The sequence below is a fragment of the Kosakonia sp. YIM B13588 genome (assembly GCF_042788165.1).
GTDB lineage: Bacteria > Pseudomonadota > Gammaproteobacteria > Enterobacterales > Enterobacteriaceae > Kosakonia > Kosakonia sacchari.
Genome location: NZ_JBHZPO010000022.1, coordinates 13,130 through 32,540 on the forward strand (window position 1 = coordinate 13,130; position 19,411 = coordinate 32,540).

18 protein-coding genes are annotated in these 19,411 nt (G+C 53.8%); 11 read left to right on the forward strand and 7 right to left on the reverse strand.

Going from position 1 to position 19,411, the window contains the following annotated elements:
• The first annotated feature begins 3 nt into the window (after positions 1-3).
• The 4 genes from ACFX4U_RS23415 (at position 4) to ACFX4U_RS23430 (ending at position 3,758) form a co-directional block, all read left to right on the forward strand.
• Positions 4-1,077, forward strand: a complete 1,074-nt coding sequence (locus ACFX4U_RS23415) for an ABC transporter ATP-binding protein (protein WP_313507843.1) — start codon at positions 4-6, stop codon at positions 1,075-1,077.
• Positions 1,070-2,392 (forward strand): ABC transporter substrate-binding protein, encoded by a 1,323-nt coding sequence (locus ACFX4U_RS23420; RefSeq protein WP_313507844.1) that lies wholly within the window; start codon positions 1,070-1,072, stop codon positions 2,390-2,392. Before ACFX4U_RS23415 ends, ACFX4U_RS23420 begins: the two co-directional genes overlap by 8 nt.
• A 143-nt stretch (positions 2,393-2,535) precedes the next feature.
• Positions 2,536-3,486: a hypothetical protein gene (locus ACFX4U_RS23425; RefSeq protein WP_313507845.1), complete on the forward strand. Its 951-nt coding sequence runs from the start codon at positions 2,536-2,538 to the stop codon at positions 3,484-3,486.
• Positions 3,483-3,758 carry a hypothetical protein gene (locus tag ACFX4U_RS23430; protein WP_200553279.1) on the forward strand — a complete coding sequence of 92 codons (276 nt, stop codon included), beginning with the start codon at positions 3,483-3,485 and terminating at the stop codon, positions 3,756-3,758. The genes ACFX4U_RS23425 and ACFX4U_RS23430 overlap by 4 nt, the downstream gene beginning before the upstream one ends.
• Before the next feature lie 66 nt (positions 3,759-3,824).
• Here ACFX4U_RS23430 and ACFX4U_RS23435 read toward each other — a convergent pair whose 3' ends face one another.
• On the reverse strand, positions 3,825-4,862 hold the full coding sequence (locus tag ACFX4U_RS23435) for a hypothetical protein (RefSeq protein ID WP_313507846.1): 1,038 nt from the start codon (positions 4,860-4,862) through the stop codon (positions 3,825-3,827).
• 150 nt (positions 4,863-5,012) lie between these two features.
• Here ACFX4U_RS23435 and ACFX4U_RS23440 point away from each other — a divergent pair, with 150 nt between their 5' ends.
• Entirely contained in the window at positions 5,013-5,258 is a 246-nt protein-coding gene (locus ACFX4U_RS23440) for a zinc ribbon domain-containing protein (RefSeq protein WP_200553281.1), read from the forward strand.
• Between the two features lie 10 nt (positions 5,259-5,268).
• Here the strand turns inward: ACFX4U_RS23440 and ACFX4U_RS23445 are convergent, their stop codons facing one another.
• Genes ACFX4U_RS23445 through ACFX4U_RS23455 form a run of 3 tightly spaced genes read right to left on the reverse strand, consistent with a single transcriptional unit; the run spans position 5,269 to position 11,217 of the window.
• Positions 5,269-7,980: a DEAD/DEAH box helicase gene (locus tag ACFX4U_RS23445; protein WP_313507847.1), complete on the reverse strand. Its 2,712-nt coding sequence runs from the start codon at positions 7,978-7,980 to the stop codon at positions 5,269-5,271.
• A complete protein-coding gene (locus ACFX4U_RS23450; protein ID WP_313507848.1) occupies positions 7,970-9,859 on the reverse strand; it encodes a hypothetical protein in 1,890 nt (629 codons plus the stop codon). Before ACFX4U_RS23450 ends, ACFX4U_RS23445 begins: the two co-directional genes overlap by 11 nt.
• A complete protein-coding gene (locus tag ACFX4U_RS23455) occupies positions 9,856-11,217 on the reverse strand; it encodes a hypothetical protein (RefSeq protein ID WP_313507849.1) in 1,362 nt (453 codons plus the stop codon). The genes ACFX4U_RS23450 and ACFX4U_RS23455 overlap by 4 nt, the downstream gene beginning before the upstream one ends.
• Before the next feature lie 292 nt (positions 11,218-11,509).
• Between ACFX4U_RS23455 and ACFX4U_RS23460 the strand changes: the two genes are divergently transcribed.
• A complete protein-coding gene (locus ACFX4U_RS23460; RefSeq protein ID WP_200553285.1) occupies positions 11,510-12,520 on the forward strand; it encodes an alpha/beta hydrolase in 1,011 nt (336 codons plus the stop codon).
• Between the two features lie 16 nt (positions 12,521-12,536).
• Here the strand turns inward: ACFX4U_RS23460 and ACFX4U_RS23465 are convergent, their stop codons facing one another.
• Positions 12,537-12,935, reverse strand: a complete 399-nt coding sequence (locus ACFX4U_RS23465; protein WP_020456379.1) for a helix-turn-helix domain-containing protein — start codon at positions 12,933-12,935, stop codon at positions 12,537-12,539.
• Positions 12,936-13,102: 167 nt separating this feature from the next.
• Here ACFX4U_RS23465 and ACFX4U_RS23470 point away from each other — a divergent pair, with 167 nt between their 5' ends.
• Both ACFX4U_RS23470 and ACFX4U_RS23475 read left to right on the forward strand, forming a co-directional pair.
• Positions 13,103-13,534 (forward strand): DoxX family protein, encoded by a 432-nt coding sequence (locus ACFX4U_RS23470; RefSeq protein ID WP_313507850.1) that lies wholly within the window; start codon positions 13,103-13,105, stop codon positions 13,532-13,534.
• 53 nt (positions 13,535-13,587) lie between these two features.
• On the forward strand, positions 13,588-14,136 hold the full coding sequence (locus tag ACFX4U_RS23475; protein WP_380218725.1) for a flavodoxin family protein: 549 nt from the start codon (positions 13,588-13,590) through the stop codon (positions 14,134-14,136).
• 70 nt (positions 14,137-14,206) lie between these two features.
• Here ACFX4U_RS23475 and ACFX4U_RS23480 read toward each other — a convergent pair whose 3' ends face one another.
• A complete protein-coding gene (locus ACFX4U_RS23480; RefSeq protein ID WP_313507851.1) occupies positions 14,207-15,115 on the reverse strand; it encodes a LysR substrate-binding domain-containing protein in 909 nt (302 codons plus the stop codon).
• A gap of 129 nt (positions 15,116-15,244) precedes the next feature.
• Between ACFX4U_RS23480 and ACFX4U_RS23485 the strand changes: the two genes are divergently transcribed.
• Positions 15,245-16,597: an MFS transporter gene (locus ACFX4U_RS23485; protein ID WP_313507852.1), complete on the forward strand. Its 1,353-nt coding sequence runs from the start codon at positions 15,245-15,247 to the stop codon at positions 16,595-16,597.
• Between the two features lie 5 nt (positions 16,598-16,602).
• Here the strand turns inward: ACFX4U_RS23485 and ACFX4U_RS23490 are convergent, their stop codons facing one another.
• The gene (locus ACFX4U_RS23490; protein WP_313507853.1) at positions 16,603-17,223 is read right to left on the reverse strand and encodes a DapH/DapD/GlmU-related protein; all 621 of its coding nucleotides are present in this window, start codon (positions 17,221-17,223) and stop codon (positions 16,603-16,605) included.
• 249 nt (positions 17,224-17,472) lie between these two features.
• Here ACFX4U_RS23490 and ACFX4U_RS23495 point away from each other — a divergent pair, with 249 nt between their 5' ends.
• Both ACFX4U_RS23495 and ACFX4U_RS23500 read left to right on the forward strand, forming a co-directional pair.
• Positions 17,473-17,667, forward strand: coding sequence for a hypothetical protein (locus ACFX4U_RS23495; protein ID WP_313507854.1), 195 nt, complete (start codon positions 17,473-17,475; stop codon positions 17,665-17,667).
• A 495-nt stretch (positions 17,668-18,162) separates the two neighbouring features.
• Positions 18,163-18,849: a hypothetical protein gene (locus tag ACFX4U_RS23500; protein ID WP_313507855.1), complete on the forward strand. Its 687-nt coding sequence runs from the start codon at positions 18,163-18,165 to the stop codon at positions 18,847-18,849.
• The last annotated feature ends 562 nt before the right edge of the window (positions 18,850-19,411 follow it).

Here is a 19,411-nt window from a genome sequence, read left to right on the forward strand (position 1 = left end):
GCCATGTTAAGACTGCAAAACATCAGTAAACAGTTCGATGGCAAAGCGGCGCTCAGCGCGCTGTCGCTGGATATTCACGATGGTGAATTCGTGGTGCTGGTTGGCCCTTCCGGCTGCGGTAAAAGCACGCTGCTACGGCTGATTGCCGGGCTGGAGAGCGTCAGCGATGGCGCGATACTGCTCGACAACGACGACATCACCACGCGTTCACCGCGCGAGCGCAATTTCGCGATGATATTCCAGAACTATGCGCTGTTTCCGCACCTTTCCGTGCGCGACAACATCACCTTCGGCATGAAAGTGCGCCACGAAGAGAAAGCCAGCTGGCAGCCGCGCCTCGAGCGTGTGGCGCAGATGTTGCAACTCGATACGCTGTTGGACAGAAAACCGGCCAAACTTTCCGGCGGTCAGCGCCAGCGCGTGGCGATGGCGCGCGCGATTGTGCGTAACCCGAAACTGTTTTTGATGGACGAGCCGCTCTCCAACCTTGATGCACGCCTGCGTACTGAGGTGCGCGACAGCATTATGGCGATGCACCAGCAACTCAAAACCAGCACCATTTATGTCACGCACGATCAGACCGAAGCCATGTCGATGGCCGACCGCATTGTGGTGATGAATGGCGGCCACGTGCAGCAAGTGGGTCGCCCGGAGCACTTGTATGCGCACCCGGCAAACCTGTTTGTCGCCGGGTTTATCGGCTCTCCGGCAATGAATCTGCTCTCGCTGCCGTGCGCCAGTGGCAACGTGCTGCTGGACGAGCAACGCCTGCCGTTACCGACCCACGCGCGCGATGCCGCTGACGTGTGGCTGGGCATTCGACCAGAGCACATTACCGATACGCCGGAAGTGGGCCAGTTGGTGCTGCCCGCCACGGTGATTCAGCGGGAACTGATGGGCGCAGACTATCAGCTACATGTCAGCACGCCGATTGGCAACCTGCGTTATATCCGCCGTCACAGAGGCGATGTTCCCAACAAAGGGGACACACTCCGCGTCGGTTTTTCACCCCTTGATAGCCATCTTTTTGATGCGCAAACCTTGCTTAACTTACACCAGGAGAAAGACCATGCATAAGCCTCTGCCAAAGACGCTGCGAGTGCTTACTTACGCCATTACCCTTGCTATTAGCGGCACTGCGATGGCGCAGGAGAAGATTGATTTCATGTTTCCGGCCCCGGTGGACGGCAAACTGACGATGGAGATGACGCGCGTTATCAAAGCGTTTAACGACTCGCAAAAAGACGTGGAAGTGCGCGGCATTTTTACCGGCAATTACGACACCACCAAAATGAAAGCCGAATCCGCGCAGAAAGCGGGCCAGCCGCCTGCGCTGGTGATCATGTCCGCCAACTTCACCACCGATCTGGCGCTGAAAGATGAAATCCTGCCGATGGATGAACTGTTCAAATATGGCGACAAAAAAGCGGGCGATTTCCTGCAAAATGCATTCTGGCCAGCCATGCACAAAAACGCGCAGGTGATGGGCGTAACCTACGCCATTCCGTTCCACAACTCGACGCCGATCCTTTACTACAACAAAACGATGTTCGACCAGGCGGGCATCAAACAGCCGCCGCAGAACTGGAAAGAGCTGCTCGACGACGCGAAAAAACTCACCGACCAGAGCAAAGGCCAGTGGGGCATCATGCTGCCCTCGACCAACGACGATTACGGTGGCTGGATTTTCTCCTCGCTGGTGCGCGCCAACGGCGGCAACTACTTCAACGAAAACTATCCCGGCGAAGTTTATTACAACGCGCCAACCACCATCGGCGCACTGCGCTTCTGGCAGGATTTGATCTACAAAGACAAAGTGATGCCCTCCGGCGTGCTTAACTCCAAGCAGATCAGCGCCGCGTTTTTCTCCGGCAAGCTGGGCATGGCGATGCTGAGCACCGGTGCGCTGGGCTTTATGCGTGAGAACACTAAAGATTTCGAGCTGGGTGTGGCGATGATGCCCGCTCAGGAGCAGCGCGCCGTACCGATTGGCGGTGCCAGCCTGGTGAGCTTTAAGGGCATCAACGATGCACAGAAAAAAGCGGCTTATCAGTTCCTGACCTATCTCGTCAGCCCGGAGGTCAACGGCGCCTGGAGCCGCTTTACTGGTTACTTCTCACCACTGAAAGCCTCTTACGACACCGCCGAAATGAAAGAGTATCTGAAGCAGGATCCACGTGCGGCGATTGCGCTGGAGCAGTTGCAATATGCCCACCCGTGGTACTCCACTTACGAAACGGTCGCGGTACGTAAAGCGATGGAAAACCAACTCGCTGCGGTAGTGAACGACGAGAAAGTTACCCCGGAAGCTGCCGCCGAAGCCGCACAGAAAGAAGCCGATACCTTGATGAAACCCTACGTCGAGAAAACGGCGCTGCAAGCCGTGAAATAAGCCATTCAGCCCCGCAAGGATGCGGGGTAATTCTCCTGATACGTTATTTTCCCACCTCCTTTTGAGAATTATCTGAGCCCAACGAATAGACCTCGTATTTTTTGCGGGTATATGATGACTGCAAAAAATACGGAGTTAAAAAAATGGATGTTGTTCGATTAGATTTACAGGCAAGGCTTAAGATTGTCCTTACCAAAGCAGCGTCATTATTACCCGCAGACGTAGGGCAGCAGCTATTAGCATTAATTACACCGCAGGCGCTGGCGACCATGGCCGGAATTGTTGTTTTATGGGCTGGGGCGCACTTCTTTGGCATTGGCGAAATTGCGGATGTCATATTGCTGGTGGTGGGTTGGGCGGCCATTGGTGGCGTAGCGGTTGAGGCGGGGAAAAAGCTCTATGACTTTGCCGTCAAAACCAATAACGCTCAGACAGAATCCGATCTGGATCAGGCAGCCAGCGATCTCGCCGAAGCAATTACGTTAATTGGCGTTAATACGGTCTTTGCGCTTCTTTTGCGTAAAAAACCGGATGATGTTTTTAATACTCATCTCAATGGCGCAAGGCTTCCGAGGTATACCAAAAAATTGGCAGCCCGCTTAAATATGCCAAGAAATAGTGAATCCAGATGGCGTTACAGACCTAAAATCAAGTTTACAAAGAGTATGGGGATAGGGAATGGAGAAACTTCCATCTATGGCGATATCACTATTGGGCGAAACTTTGATCGCACAAAAATGACAGCAGAAGAGGCTTCTCATGCCGTTCTGGAAACCATTTACCATGAAAGAGTGCATCAATTTATAGCTGCCAAATTCTATTTATTTAGGGAATTACGGGCGTATATCCATCATAGTGGCTACTACAAGTCTTATATTCTTCGTTATCTTGAAGAGGCTCTCGCAGAAACTATTGCCCAGTTAAGAGCCAACGGTGTTTCCGCACAATATATTTTGCAAGGTTTCCGGTTTCCTCTCGGTAATGGCTACCAAATAACCTATACCGCACTGCGCCACGAAACCGCAGGTATTTTACTTGGTCCGGTCACTGTAGGTGGGTCGATGTATAACGTTTACTACGGTGTTCAACAATGATTGATGAGAAACAAGCAATAGAAGCCGCCAAAGCCTACGCACTTAAAAAATTCAAAAATTGCTGGGACTATGACTTTCATATAGCAGAACTTGTGGAAATAGAGGGGGCGCAATATTGGCAAATTAGCACCAACCTTGCTCCTCCTCCGGATGCTCCATTCCATGAATTATTTCTCCCGACGCCGATCCAGTACTATGTCGATCCTGAAACTGGCAAGTGCGTGGGTTTTAAAAATCATCGCAGTAAGTGTATTCAAAACCCGGGGGGCTAATGCCCCCAGTAAGCATTTACTCACACGCCAGCCCTTGTGAACACTAAAACGGCTGGCGTTCTCACCTTACTCTTCCCGCGAAAGAATCTTTTCCAGATACTCATCTAACTGGTGGCGCTGCAAATAGCTGGTGACTTCGCGTTCCCAGCCTTTGCCATCGCCGAGTACCGCACGGCTGTGCGTCGGGGCGTAAAGATAACGGGTGTCATACAGGTTCAGCAGCGACTGGTTCATTGCATCAATGTTGGCACCCGTTATTTTGCACTTCTCCTGCTGGAGAACCAGCGAATGCAGCACCCGCTCCCGCGTCTCTTCATTTGGCGTATAACTTTGTTCGCTGAGCTCACTGAGCACCAGAAACTGCGGCTGAATGCCTTCTGCCAGCGCCGCCTGCAAACGATCGTGCCCGTCGAGGATCACGAACGATGCCAGCCCGGCGATAAACCACACCAGAATCGGCGGCAATTCACCTTCGCGGCATTTCTTGCGCCACCACTTCACGCGCCCGCTGTTTGGTTCCACCGGATAACGCGCCAGCAGCAGATGACCGTTCCACCACCAGTCGACAAACGTCACCTTTTCCGGGTTTTGCAGATCGGGAAAATCCTCACTCCACAGCGACCAGTTGACGCTGATTTGCGCGCTGCTGGCAGGCGTATGAAACCGCCACTGCGCAAACGGTAGCGGTTTATTCAGCACATACGGCGCAGTAGGTTTGACTTGTTCCATTGGGCGCAGCAACCAGCGGCGCGGTGCCAGCAGCGGCGTTGGCACCTCCATCAACTGGCGGGCAAAATAACGACACCAGTGGCTTGTCCAGTTCGCTTCGCCTGCGCGTTTAGCGCTTTCCACATCGGCAGAAGAGATGGCAGGCAATAGCAGTTGCTGAGCCGGATGATCGGCATTAAACACCAGCCAGACCCCGGAGTGATCGTTGAGCATGGTGGCCCAGAATAGCGTCTGGCCGTTAACCTGTAACGCCATGCGCCCGTTGTGCCCGCTGAGCATTTCCATCGCCTGACCGTCGCCTTCACGCACCATCAGTTCCAGCCCCTGCCAGCTCTCATTGCGATCGCGAAGATCCTTCCACCAGTAATCTGTCATGCCATCCTCCCTGCGAAGTGAACGAAAAGTGTAAAACAACACGCCGTCCACAATAACCATGAAAAAAACACGCCTTTATGAGCAGATGAACAGTTCCCCGCTCCTCGCTTCTGTATATTTATCGCTCAACTCACTGACAAGGAGCACACCATGTCTCACGCCGAACCTCACTGCCACTCCTGCGGAATGCCGCTATCCGCGCCGGAATCTCGTGGCCCCAGCGATAAATATTGTGTCTGGTGTACCGACAGCGAAGGCCAGCTGAAATCCTGGGAAGAGGCCGTTTCCGGCCTTGCGCAGTACCTGGATTCCTGGCAGCACGTCGGCAACGAAGAAGCGCGTAAACGCGCCGTTCGCTACCTGACCTCCATGCCTGCCTGGGCTGACAGAGCCTGATAACGCGCCCTTACTTTGCCGGGTCTGTTGCCCCGGCAAATTCCGCCGGATAAGGATCGACCGGTTTAAGGTCGGCCTGGGGTTTGCGCAGCGCCGCCTCCCAACCGCCGGTTTCGTCATTAAGATTGATCTCCCGGCTGAACTGATCAAAGTCGCAGGCATCGAGCTTCGCTTCAAAATTCCGTTTGTGCTGGATGAATGCCGCGAGCTGATCCTGATCCAGCGACTGCGCGAGGTAAGGATAGTGAATGCGCAGTTCCGTCGTTCCATGCGCTTTTAACAGATGATTGACGCGACCAAACAGCCGATCGACGCGCCCTACGCGCTGCTCGTTGTCGCCGGGTGTCCAGGCAATCCCGTAGTGATGCACCTGGTTGCACTGCAAATGCAGGTTCACCCCTTCCTGGAACACAGACGTTGCCACCAGCACATTGGGATAAAAAGGGCTGTTGAACCCGAGGATCAAGCGTTGCCGGTTATCGGTTTGGCCGCTGGCGTACCACGCCGGGCTTGAGAGGTTGGTCAGTTCCCGCCACGGCGTTTCCCAGTCAGCCAGCGAGTGATCGGTGATTTTTTCACACATCGCTTCGAAGGTTTCAATGCCATTGATGAAATAGCGCAGCAGTAACGATCCCGGCAATTTATCGGCAATGCTGGCGGTAAAATCGCGGTAGCGCTTTTGCACATCCGAGGTGGTGCTCTGGCGGCTAAAGCGGATAAACCAGCAGTAGAGTTCAATCATCACCGGGCTGGCGAAGAGGTAGCCCGTTTTCAGGTAGTTAGCGAGGTTTTCCACAATCGCCGGGTTGCTTGCCTGCCAGTCTCGAAGTTGCTGCTGGCAATGCGCGGGCAGCAGCGGAAACATCATTCCCCAGGCCGTTTGCAGCGGTTGCTCATAACGGTTCTCTTGCACCTTTTCGCTACGCGCAAGACGCTGCGCGGTGGGCCACGTTTGCAGGCGAACGTCGCGCGCCGCATCGCCAAAGTTATCGCGCTGGCGATCGGTAAGCCGGTAATAGGTGGCATATTGCGCACAGCAATAATCCGCTGCTGGTTCCAGAAACAGGGAGAACAGGCTTTCGGCCCGGCGAAAGCGCTGGCTGACGTTGGTGCAATCGGTTCGCTTCTCACCGCTTCTTTTCACCACAAACAGATCGGCGATTTTCGATGAGAGCTTCAGCTCATTTTGCTCGCGCTCTTTGCTCTCCTCGTCGTCGCTACTCCCGGCGTCGTCATCCAGGAACTCTGACGCCTCCTGCAACACCTGCGCCGCCTGCGTGAGGCGGTTGAAATATTTACGTGACCAGCCGCTTTTGCGCCATGCTTTTAGCGTCTCATCCGGCGATGCAACGCCCCACGCAGAGATTATCTCCTGCGCCATCAGTTCGTCATATTCGGCGTTGATGCGCTGAGTAATTTCTCGCACCGAGGGGATGCGACGCACAAATACCAGATGTTTATCGCGATACAGCGGGCGTGGCGCAGTAAACAACTGCTCAGGCACGCACTGCTTAACCAGCGCGCCATATTTCGGGTGATCCGGAAAACGGTGGTAGATATCCTGAAACGCTTGCGTCAGCTCCGCCAGCAAGCGGGTGTCCGGCGCCTGATGAAAGGCGTCTCTCGCCATATCGTCCGAATTCTCTTCACCGCTTTCGCTGTCCTCTTTTGCCACAATGCCGGTCGATTCAAACCCTTCGAGATAGCCATACTGGAACTGGCGGCGCTCACCTTTTGCACCCAGCGTCTTTACCAGTTCGCGCTGGTAAAGGGCGAAAAAGAGCTCCGCATCCGGGTTGTCGGTAAAATCTGCCGCCGTCGCCTGCTCATGGCGGTAGTTATATTTGTTGTGGGTCACGCCCTTTCCCTGCATTTGTCGCAGGCGGCGAATGGCAAAGGTTTTTAACAGCGTTTTAGCATCGCCGTCGGGGCTAATCGCTTCCGGGTCGACGAAGTAACGCAAAATATCGGCGACGTTGCCTGATGAAGAGTGATTCGGCGTCGCGGTGAGTAACAGCGTTCGTTGCCCTAAGCGGTTATCGTCCTCGCCAAAAAAGCGCTTCGCCGCCGCCGCGCGCTGGGATTTGCCATCGCGGTTACGGAAGTAGTGCGCCTCATCAATGATGATGAGATCAAACCCCTGCTCGCCCAGCGTCGATTTAATTTGCGCATGGATTTTCGCGGCTTCATGCGCCGCGCATGCTTGCATATTGTCGCTATTTTTCTCCTCCGCCGGGACAAGCCCACTGAGCGAGTGAATGGTGGTCAGGTAAAAATTCCCCCGCGATTCGCGTATATCCTGCTCCAGCTCACTCAGCCGGGTGAAAATGCGCGCCTCGTGCACCGGCTCCCTTTGGGCATTGCAAATCTTCGAATTTTTAGCGCGATAGTGATGCAGCAAGAAGGTTTTGTATTCCCGTTTCCAGTGCAGGCAAATGTCTTTATTGGGCGCGAGGATAAGGATTTTCGCGTCGGGCTTTTTATGCCAGAGCTGGAGCATCACCCCAATCGCCTGAAAGGTTTTGCCCATCCCCACTTCATCGGCCAGCAGCGCCAGCTTGCGTTTCGCCAGTATGTTCCACAGCCCGGCGACACCTTCGGCCTGACGTGCGGCCATAGAAGACTCCTGCGCATCGTATTGCCAGTCGTCTTGCGACGCGTCAAAACTCATCTTTTCCGCCACCGCCTGCGGGGTAATGGCTTTCCAGTTATCAGGCTTCATATCCACACCTTTGCTTTATCGCGTCGAGGTACTGCTGGCGCTGTTTTCCCTTTACCGGTAATGGCGGAATGTCGATGACAAGCTTCGGCCACGCGTGGGCGGCGAGGCTCTTTTTGCGGTAGCGTTTTTTCGCCAGCTGGCAAAGGCTTTGTACCTCGTTGGCCATAAACCAGCCAAACAGCGTTCCCGGTTGCGCGGCAAGGTGCTCGCGCACTTTTTCCACCAGCTCGAGCAAACAGCCAGGACAGGTAAACAGCCAGTAGTGCAGCGAGGCATCATCGTTCAGGGTTTCGAGTTGTTCGCGGCGTTTTTCCAGCGCATAGAAAAGACGGAAATAGCTGGTGGCGCTGGTCTGTACCAGCGGTTTTTCCTCCGGCGGCGCATCCTCTGCCGAATCACCATCGCGCAGTGTTTCACGCAGATGCACCGCGTCGTTGTCCTGCGGGTCGACATCACTGATATAGCTGTTCAGAAGATCGTGCAGCGTGTCAAAACCGTTCACCCGGCGAAACGCCTGTCCCACTTCGTGAATAATCCCTTGCCAGTCCGCCTCGCCGGGGCGGATGACGGTATAAAAGTGCTGGGTTAACACCTCATCTGGCCGTTCGGCGACGAGATCGCGCAGCGCAATCAGCGACTTACCGCGCCAGCCCAGCGCAATCACCTGCGCGATGCCCGGCAAACGAAGCGCATACTGCGCAGTGGGTTTGCCGTCAAACCATTCGCCGGATATGGTGTATTTGCCCGAGCGCCAGTCAAATTGCACCTGTAAATCAAAAGGTAACTGATCGGGAACGTGCAAACTCTCGGCTTCCAGCAACTCGGCGCTGGCGTAAGCGAATGCCTTTTCATCCAGCACCGCGCCGACGATTTTTGTTTTCGGCGAAACGCGTTGCACAATGCCCGCTTCGATGTTCCGGTGCGCCTCGTCTGTGCTGATGCTGCTACAGCCCGGCGCAGTGAAATTCCACGAGCCGATCGCCAGCGTTGCTGAGGTTTTGCCCGTTGCCAGCCAGACTTTGGCGTGGGTGAGTTCTGAGCGCTCGTCACGCCCCAGCGGGTTTTTACACAGGCGTAACTGATCGGATTGGCGCAAGGCTTCCACGTCCTCCCCGCCTGGCGTGCGCAAAAACCGCCCGTGCGCCAGGTCAGGCACCAGGTCGACGCTCAGCGCCGGGTTACCAAAAGCATGGGATAAAGAGCCGATAAAACCCGCTAAATCTGCAGCCAGGTAAGGCGACCAGACGGAGAGCTTTTTGATGGTGTCGCCGTTCGCCAGCGCTTTCAGCAGCGTTTTACCGGAAAGGGAATGAATAAAATCCCAGTCAGGATCGTCATGGGAAAATTTCCGCCGCACCGGAAATGCGTCGTCGACAACAATATTCGGGTCTACCTGCGTAAAAAAGGACTTAATCTGCTGATACTGCTTGTTGGTACTGACGCGGCGAAAATCCACCGCTTCCTGGTTGCGCCCCCAGCCGCTGAGCGTCAGGTTCGCGCTGCCCGCACCAAGGATCATGTTGCCGTGCACATCTTCGAGGTAAATCACTTTGGGGTGAAAAAGGCTGTTTTGGGCATCCAGATGTGGGGCAATTTGCCGCACGGAAACCGGCAGAATGGTGATCGATGTGCGCTTGTGCTGCTCCTGGGTTATCAGGCGCTTATCGCAGTAAATGCGGAAATCGATCTTTTTGCGGGTGAGATCGAATTGCAGGCGTTCAAATTCGTTGCGGTTTTTTGGCGGCTCTTCCATGCCCAGCACCGCCGGCAGCAGATGCGTTTCGATAAAACCAATATTGATATTAAAGCTGGTCAACCAGACCCGTTTTATCTCGCCAAGCGTGGCCAGTTGCGCTTTAAATTCGCTGATGAGTTTCACTGTTCCACTCCCCACAATCCTTGCAGCATATGGCGGAACTGCGGGATGTAATAATCGTTAACCCAGCCGTCATTCTGGCGATCGGCGTGCAGTGCGCGCACAGGAACCAGCAACGTTAGCGTTTCGCCGCTAAGCGTTATCCACGGTAACTGACCGCGGCTTTGCATCACGTACTCATGATATTTCAGTAATTCAATAACTTGTGCAGTAACAGAAGGCGCTTGTGCGACCTTCAGCAAACGTTCAAGCCGGGTATGCGCCGTGCCGGAAAGGGCGGGCAATAGCGTCTTATCGTTTAGCACCTGTTCAGCTCGTTTCGGCAGCGTTTCATCGTCCAGCCCGCGCTGCGCCCAGAACTGGCGAATATCCTCTAGCGTCTGTTTTTTACGCTGCAATATCCCGGCAAATAACAGATCAATCGCCGCCAGATAAGGTTCAACATGCACGATATGGCGCAGCAACTGGCGGTCGGCGTCGTTATGGCTAAGACGCAGCGCCTGGTGATAAATATCTGCCGCAGACAGCTTTTCCGACGCCTGTTCAATGGCGGTATACAGCGCGCCGGAAGCGCCTTCGCGTAAACGGGTCATCGCCAGCCAGAAATCTTTAGCGTAACTGCCAACATATTCCGACGAGCGAAACGCCTGCACATACGCGCGGGTAATTTTGTTATCAATATCGGCAAAGCGCAGCGTGAGCCCTTGCTGAAGCCGCACGCCAAGCTGCGTTTTCAGACAGGCGCATAACAGGCGAAAAAGCGTTTTTAGCTGTGGTGTTTGTAAAATAAAGTGCCCGGCTTGTTGCCATGCGGATATGCCTTCTGCCAACTGATAATGATATTTTTGATCGAAGAAATGCATATTCATCATCGGCGTTTTATAACGCCCGTTGGTGCCAAGAAATAATTGCTGGGTCAGCAGTTGGCTATCCGATCCGTGGCCGAAAATAAGCCGTGGGTTATTTTCGAATTTCGCAAATTTGTCGCGGGCTTTAACAATGCCCAGCACGCCGGTAGTGACGACACCCTTTTTGCTCTGGCTATCACACATCGATAACGTGTAAATATTCTCTAAGAAAATCAAACAGGCGTGCGTCAGTTTTACATCGTTTTTGCCACCATAGATTTTTTGTAATGCCTCGCCGAGCTGCGTTTTATCATCACTGAGAACGCTGCGAATAACATAATGGTGGAGCAGATTGAGTGTGTAGTGACGAACATCATTGGCTACTGAACTAATACGGTTGCGAAAAATCTGCTGCCCGAAAGAGGACCAGACAATCAATTGACCAAGAGGATCAATATTCAATTCACCGCTGAGTGATTCGTCATATTCCGTAATAAAACGCTGAAGATTCATTAAAATTTTATTTAAGGAAAAACAGGCAATTATTATCCTCTTTTTACCAACTCCATGACATCCTCATCTTTGGTACTTTACAGGCAGGCGGGCAATCTTCCGCTTCTTACACCACTCGTTCTACAAATTTAATCTTTTTAAAATCAAACAGTAAAACGTTATCGCGCATTAATTTTATAAATTTAGCTTGCAATCAAATAGCGCACTACTTAAATTGCACTCCACAGCCGGACACAACGGCACTTAACACAACCAACTAAATAGCACGCGATACAATCGCAAGGGAGATAATATGTCACGTTCATTACTGATTGCCATGAGTTTAGTTGCCTCCAGCGTTTCCACCGCCTGGGCCGCCGATGCGCCAACACCGACAGCGGGTGTGGCAAAATTTCTCTCCGCGCTGAACAGCAGCGGCGGTAAACCGATTGAACAACTTTCCCCGCAGGATGCCCGCCAGGTGCTGATCGGCGCCCAGCAGGGTGCGAAACTGCCGCCAGCCGATGTCTCGGAAAAAACCATCACCGTTAACGGCCAGCCGCTGAAACTGACCATCGTTAAACCACAAGGCGCAACCGGAACCTTGCCGGTGTTTATGTTCTTCCACGGCGGTGGCTGGGTGCTGGGCGACTACCCAACTCATGAACGTTTGGTCCGCGATCTGGTGAATGGATCCGGCGCCGCGGCAGTGTTTGTCAACTACACACCTTCGCCGGAAGCGCACTTCCCGGTAGCGATTAATCAGGCGTATGAAGCGACCCGCTGGGTTGCCGAGCACGGCAAAGAGATTGGTGTTGATGGTTCACGCCTGGCGCTGGCCGGTAACAGCGTGGGCGGCAATATGGTCGCCGCCGTTGCCTTGCAGGCCAAAGAACACCACACACCAGCGATTCGTTACCAGGTGATGTTCTGGCCGGTTACCGACGCACGCTTTGAAACCGGCTCCTATAACCAGTTTTCCAACGGCTATTTCCTCAGCAAAAACATGATGAAATGGTTCTGGGATAACTACACCACTAAAGAGAGCGATCGCCGCAACATCCTCGCTTCCCCGCTGGAAGCCAGCAGCGCGCAGTTGAAAGGCCTGCCGCCGACGCTGATTCAGACCGCCGAGCTTGACGTGCTGCGTGATGAAGGTGAAGCGTTTGGTCGTAAGCTGGATGCCGCAGGCGTGCCGGTGACGGTCACCCGCTATAACGGCATGATCCACGACTACGGTCTGCTGAATGCGCTCAGCGAAGAACCCACCGTGCGCACCGCGTTATCGCAGGCCGCACACGAACTGCGCACCCACCTGCAATAAGCCCCACGAACCCACCCTACGCGGTGGGTTCTTTTATTTTCGCCGGGTTCGCCTCGTCATACGCCGCTTGCGCGGCCAGCACCGCATCCATATTGTGCTCTACCCAGTGCGCCAGCACGGAGACAGTTTCCGTCAGCGTGCGACCCAGCGGCGTCAGGCTGTATTCCACCGACACCGGCACGGTGTAAAACACCTGGCGGGCGATAATGCCGTCGCGCTCAAGTTTGCGCAGCGTCTGGGTTAACACCTTTTGCGTGATCATGCGGATATCCCGCTTCAGGCCGTTAAAACGCATCGGGCCATTTTCCAGCCGCGCCAGCACCAGCAGCGCCCATTTATCCGCCAGGCGTGCCAGCATATCGCGCGTCGGGCAGCGGTTATCGTAGATATCGTAAGGAATGGACGGCTTAATCATAACGACAAACTCTCGTAGTAGGTTTCCTCGAGGAAACGTAGTGCCCTTGGGGTGCCTTCTTCCGCAACCGGAACGGGATGTGTATAACTCAAAGCCTAAGTTTCTATTTGATACTAAGGTGCCAGAAATGGCAAAAGTTCTCCTGCGCAATAGTGAGGAATAAAAGGATGATTACCCGGCTGAACAATGCGTTTCTCAGTCTCACCACGCACCCGGAATTTGGCAAGCTGCTGTTGCGTCTGACATTTGGTGTGTTGATGCTGTTTCACGGCGTGGCCAAAGTGCAACATGGCATCGGCTGGATTTCCGGCATGCTGGTGGCACAGGGCTTGCCGGGCTTTATTGCTTACGGCGTATTCATTGGCGAAATCATTACGCCAGTGCTGATTATTATTGGTTTGTTTACTCGCCAGGCGGCGTTTATTTACGCCTTCAATATTCTGGTCGCCACGTTACTGGTCGGCATGGGGAAATTCTTTATCCTGACCAATGTTGGCGCATGGGGTCTGGAAAGCGAGGCGCTCTATTTCCTGGGTGGTTTAAGTATTATGTTTTTGGGCGCGGGGAAATACACCCTGTTTGCCGGAAAAGAAAAATGATGGCGATCGTGCAAATTGGTTTGCACGACATCTCTCTTCAATAGGGGAAAATTATGTCTACTGTTGTGATCTATTATTCCGGCTACGGCCACACCAAAGCCGTGGCGGAGAAAGTGGCCGAAGGCGCCAACGCACAGCTTATTGTTATTGATAATAACGGCGATATTCAGGAGAGCGACTGGCAATTGCTGAATGACGCAAAAGCGATCATTTTCGGCGCACCAACTTATATGGGCGGCGTGCCGTGGCAATTTAAAAAATTCGCCGACGCCAGCTCAAAAGCATGGTTCACCCGCGCCTGGCAGGACAAAGTTTTCGCCGGTTTCAGCAACAGCGCCAGCCTGAACGGCGACAAACAAGTATCGCTGCAGTACCTGCAAACGCTGGCCTCACAGCACGGCGGCATCTGGGTAAGCCTCGGTCTGCTGCCCGCTAACACACTGGCCGCGACGCGCCAGGACATCAACAACCTCGGCGGCTCTGTTGGTCTGCTGGTGCAGTCTCCATCCGACGCGGGCGCAGACCAAATCGCCTCCGGCGATCTGGAAACCGCAGTGAAATTCGGTCAACGCGTCGCGGATATCGCGCGCCGGTTTAACTGAGTTTTCCGGTAATTAAATAAGAGAAAGCCAGGGAAACCTGGCTTTTTTTGTAGGTGTTTACAGCATCTTTTTAACGTTCTGTCGAAATGCTCAGGGCAGCAAACTCCCCCTGCACCCACTGTTTAAACTGCTGCACATCTTGCCGCTGCGCTTTCTCGCGGCTGGTCACAAAGTAATAATTCCCGCCGGGTAATTTGCCGGGCAACGCGATACGCAGCAGCTTCTGCGCCAGCGCGTTCTGGATCAGTAACTCGCTGGCGAGCAGCACGCCCTGCCCGGCGATCGCCGCCTGAATCGCGTGCGTCTCATCATCAAAACGAATGCCGGATTGCACCGGTAAATCTGCCGGGCCAAACGCCGCTTGCCAGTGCTGCCAGTCCGGTTCCGGCGTCGGGACATGGCGGTTTTCGATATGAAACAGCGTTAAGCCCACCAGATCTTGCGGGCATTTCAGCACCAGTTGTGGGCTGGCGACCAGCACAAAGCGATCGCGATACAACAACGTATTATCCAGCGTCTCGTCGGCGTGCATGCTGTAACGGATCGCGCAGTCTGCCATTGCACCACGCACATCCACCAGATCGGTGCTGCTGTGCAGACGCAGCTCCAGTTCAGGATGTCGCTGATGCAGCGAAGGAAGACGTGGCACCAGCCAGTTGGTCAGGAAGTTGGAGGTGGTGCTTAGCGTCAACGCCCCCGGCTGAGTGGCACTGTCGATGGTATCAACCGCTTCGCGCAGCGTGGCAAACATATTCCCCGATGCACGAAACAGGATCTCTCCGGCAGCCGTTAACGTGACGCCGCGCGCCGAACGGTTAAACAGCCGTTGGTTCAAAGACGCTTCCAGCACGCGGATCTGATGACTGATTGCCGTTGGCGTCACGCCAATCTCTTCCGCTGCCGCTTTAAAACTGGCATGGCGGGCAACGGCATCAAAAGCGCGAATAGCGGAAAGCGGTGGTAAACGGCGCGTACGCATAGCTGAATTTAACTCATCTTTTGCTGAAAAATATGACTTTGTCTGACCTGCAACGCAAGGCGTAGCCTGTTATGCATCGGGAATAACCATGAATGTTATTCACCCTTTGCAGATTAACAGGAAAACCCCATGACGCAACTCAACGCACTGGCTGCGCCCACTTCAACACGCTATTTTGCGCTAATAGCGCCATGCATCGCCCAGGCGCTGATCGCGCTGGATTACGCCATTGTCTACATTGCGCTGCCGACGCTGGCGCACGATTTACAACTCTCGCTTAGCACGATGCAGTGGGTGGTGTCGCTATACGGCCTGACCTTCGCCGCGCTGCTGTTACCTGGCGGAAATTTGTGCGATCGCTTTGGCGCACGGCGCATTTTCAGCACCGGCATGGCGCTGTTTTTACTGGCGTCCGCCCTCGGCGGACTGGCACACAGTGGTGAACTGTTGCTAATTGCCCGCGCCGGGCAAGGCATCGCCGCCGCGCTGCTGCAACCAGCGGTGCTGTCCCTGATCGGGCAACGCTTTCACGGTGAATCGCACCGCCGCGCGCTGGCAATCTGGAGCGCGATTGGCGCACTCGGGCTGGTAGCGGGCGTGGTGCTCGGCGGCGTACTCACAACGCTAAGCTGGCGGGCGATTTTTTTTATCAACCTGCCGCCAGGCTTGCTGGCGCTGTGGCGGGTGAAGCGCGATTTTCAACATCTGATCCCGCAAAGTGAAGTGTCACGAACGGGCGTGGGCCCGCTGATTGGCTGTGCGGCTGCCGGTGCGCTGGTGTGGGCGTTAATGCGTTATGGCGAAACGGGCGCGGCGGATTTTATCGCCAACCGGCTGGCGGCGGCGATGTTGTTGCTGTTTATTTTGCATGAACGCTTTGCCCCGCAACCGCTGTTATCACGCGCCTTGCGCAACCTGCCAGGCTTGCAAAGTGGCTGGCTGAGCAGCGCCTGTTATATGGCGAGCGTCGGCAGCCAGTTCTACGCCATGACACTGTTGTGGCAACAGACATTACAGCTGGATGCCATCGCCACCGGGCTGCTGTTCACGCCGCTGGCGCTGCTGATTGTGGCAGGCAACGCGCTCTATACCCGGCTAACGGCGCGTTATGCCAGCGCAAAAGTGCTAATGGCAGGGTTTGCCAGCGCTGCGCTTGGCCTGTGGCTGCTTGCCATGTCGCTGGAAACCCCGCTCTCGCCTGCGTTTATGCTCGGCGTTGCGCTGAGCGGTATTGGCCACGGACTGATTTACCCGGCAATGTTTGCCGTGGGGTTAACGGTAGTGCCAGCGCACCAGCAGGGTCGTGCCAGTGCGCTGATGATTACCAGCCAGTACATCGCCGGGGCGATGATGCTCGCGATCATTTCCGTGCTGCTGGGCGCGAAGCCGGACTTAACAGCGTGGTCAGTCGTGTTTCATCTGCTGTGCGGCGCAGCAGTGGCGGGAATGGTGATCGCACTCTGCGCACGAGAGCACCGATAGCGCGGTTACGACTTACTCCACTTTTCGCAAAACGCGTCGATACGTTCATCCTGAAAATCAGCCAGCCGTTCGATGATGGTCTCCAGCGGCCAGTCCCACCAGGCAATCTGCTGCAACTGATGGCCGATGTGCGGCGCGAAGCGCAAGCGGATCGTTTTTGCCGGGACGCCGCCGACGATGGTGTAAGGCGCGACATTTTTACTCACTACCGCACCGGCGGCGATCACCGCACCGTCGCCCACAGTCACGCCAGGCAACACAATGGCCGCGTGGCCGATCCAAACATCATTGCCGATGGTGACGTTGTCGCCACGGCGACGCGCGAAAAAGTCGTGATCGCGCGTCGCGCCGGCAGAGTAATACTCCGGGCAGTAGGTGATGCGATGCTGCGACGGGCGTTCCATCGGATGATTGGGCGCGCCGATACGCACGTTGTTGGCAATCGCCACAAATTTACCGATCTGCGCATCGGCGACGGTACAGTATTCCCCCAGGTAGGAGAAATCCCCCAGCGTGGCGTACTCCATCAGACTGTTGGCCAGCACTTCACACTGTTGGCCAATTTTGCATTCGCGTATGCGCACACTTGGGTCTATCCAAGTTTCGGTGAGTTTTACGAGCTTCATCGGTGGTTTCCCTCATGACAGATCGCGCTACTGTATGCCGGTTCTGTGTAGGGAAAATGACGGGTACGGCGGGGAAAACAAAGCCACACCAAAGCGGCTTAATATCATTGAGCGATGAGTGTTACTTCGCGTTGTCCTGCATCCAGCTACGTTTCGGATGCAGAACATAATCCCGCACCTGCTGCTCAAACTCGTTGCGGTGATACAACTCGATGCATTTCATCGGATTAAGTTTGATGTATACCCCTGGTGAGAGAAATACTGACGCGCCAGAAACTGATCGGCCAGTTCCCGCATCTTACCCGCGACGTTTTCCGCAGCGTACTCGCTCCAATTATTCAGGACGCGGGGCTGGCAGAAGCACCTCTACTGGCTACCGGTTCATTGACGTACGCTTTTGCCACACAAAGCGTCAATGCAGCCTCTTTGTCATTTTGCGCATAAGTACGGCTCACAGCAGCAGAACGTTCAGCGGCAGCGCTAAACGATATGTAATCAATAAAACAACAAACATTTTTTCATGGTAAAGACAGAAGATGGTATGCCCGGTTTATTATTAAAGCCGGGTTCATTGAAATAATAATGATCATCGCAATGAGCAATATTGTGTTGCGTAGCCAGTGGCATTGCTCCAGCCCGATATTTTAAAGCGTGTTGACTATTTTCCCCAGCAGTTCACCGATCGCATAAGAACAAGGGATAGCAAAGTCAGGCGCCACTAACGTTACTGAAAAAAACGAACAGCGCCAGTTACATAACGCGGCGTCCCCTCACCCATTTGCACCGCCTCCCTACTATTTGTAGTGGGCTGAGCATAAACACTGAGACGTTACACCTGGCAGTGCTTATATTAACCCGCGATAAGTCATGCGGTTGCCGCATTATTCTTAAGCTTATGAGATATTACTCAAAGGCAAAGTGTTATGAATACAGGGAAAAATGATGATTAGGATAAAATGGCTATTACTGCTGGTTGCGTTATTTATTGTCGTTAAGGTAATTTTCTTCATTGCGAATGATGACAATAAAATAAAAGAAGAAGCAGCCCCAACAGTAACAGTTGTTGATACGCCTCATGAAGGCTACAAACGCTACCAGGCAGGTTATGGACTGAACCTTGAACTGCCTGAAGCGTGGGTGTTGATGTCAGCAGAACAAGCCAAAGAAATTGAAAAAGTGAGCGCCTCTGTAACCGGCATTCCGCAGAGTGCAAAAAACCTGTCACTTTCAGCGAATGCAAACAGAGAAGGCAAGCTAAACACCGCGACAGTCAAAGTGGTTTTTACCGATAACATGATCGAACGTGATGACTTGAGCCACTTCAGCCGAAGTGATGTTGATGATGTGTGTGAGGTGATCACCTCGTCAATAGCGCCAGCTTTGAAAAAGATCAACAGCGAGCTAACCAGCGCTGTTAACTGCTCTCTGTCCAGTGTGAATGGCGCTCCCGCTTTTCTTGCTGAGTTTCATCGCAAAGGTATCCTCGACAATGACGACTGGGAAATGAAGAACTACCAAATCCCGCTTGACGAGAAAACAGCAGTATTGACCGTCTCCTATAACACCAAGAGCCAAGCCAGTAAGAATGAAATTGATAAGGTATTGCGCAGTGTGAGGCTTCACTGAAAGAGGCTTAGCGTGTTCTGCCTTTTGTGATAGCGGTCAACGTTGTGCAATGCTGGCCACTAGCAGCATGTTACGTTTGTAAGTATCCCTGTAAACCAAGCCATTCATTTTTAGCGATCTTCCGACATACTTATTCTGCCAACGAAGGAGATCGCTATGCGTAAAGGCCGTTTTACTCAAGCCTCTTCCCTTGTAACGTAGACCTTTTTCATTATCCATTCACGTTTCAGTAGTAGAAGAAAGCTTTACGCAATCGTATTGCCGTGGCAGTTAGCGCGACGACTCATGCTGCCCTCCTGACAGTGTCATTTCAATAATGACAGCCACACATGGTTTGTATACTGCTGCCTTGCTCTGACCAGCACCCGTTTTAAAGGGTTACCCCGGAGCTTTTTTAGTGTGTATCTCACCGTCAACCTGCGTCAGTTCTTTCTGAAGTCTGCGGATCGCAGACTGGATATCGGACTAAGTTTCATTGGCTAATGTGACCTGCCCCCAGGATTAGATACAACCGTCAGTTAGTAATGTCGGTTTGTTTACCTTCACATTTTCCATTTCGCCA